Source organism: Pseudomonas asplenii, assembly GCF_001293465.1.
Classification (GTDB): Bacteria; Pseudomonadota; Gammaproteobacteria; order Pseudomonadales; family Pseudomonadaceae; genus Aquipseudomonas; species Aquipseudomonas fuscovaginae_B.
The window spans coordinates 1-472 of sequence record NZ_JSYZ01000071.1; the positions used below are offsets into that span (position 1 = coordinate 1).

Annotated in this window: 1 protein-coding gene; it reads left to right on the forward strand. The window is 65.0% G+C overall.

Features of this window, described 5'->3' with window-relative positions; translation table 11 throughout:
- Positions 1 to 472 (forward strand): methyl-accepting chemotaxis protein (locus tag PF66_RS33650; protein ID WP_239688005.1); only part of this gene is annotated, 472 nt, incomplete at both ends.

A 472-nucleotide genomic window follows, 5' to 3' on the forward strand; every position in this document is an offset into this window, starting at 1 on the left:
GAGGAAACCAGTGCCTCGATGGAGCAGATGTCCGCCTCCATCGCCCAGAACACCGAAAACGCCAAGGTCACCGACGGCATGGCCGGCAAGGCGGCCCGCGAAGCCAGTGAAGGCGGCCAGGCCGTACGCGACACCGTCTCGGCGATGAAGACCATCGCCGACAAGATCAGCATCGTCGATGACATCGCCTACCAGACCAACCTGCTGGCCCTCAATGCCGCCATCGAGGCCGCCCGTGCCGGTGAACACGGCAAGGGCTTCGCCGTAGTCGCCGCCGAAGTGCGCAAGCTGGCCGAACGCAGCCAGGTGGCCGCACAGGAAATCAGTGAAGTGGCCAAGAGCAGTGTGTCCCTGGCCGAGCGCGCCGGCACTCTGCTGGACCAGATGGTGCCCTCGATCACCAAGACGTCCGACCTGGTACAGGAGATCGCCGCCGCCTCGGAAGAGCAGACCACCGGTGTCAGCCAGATCA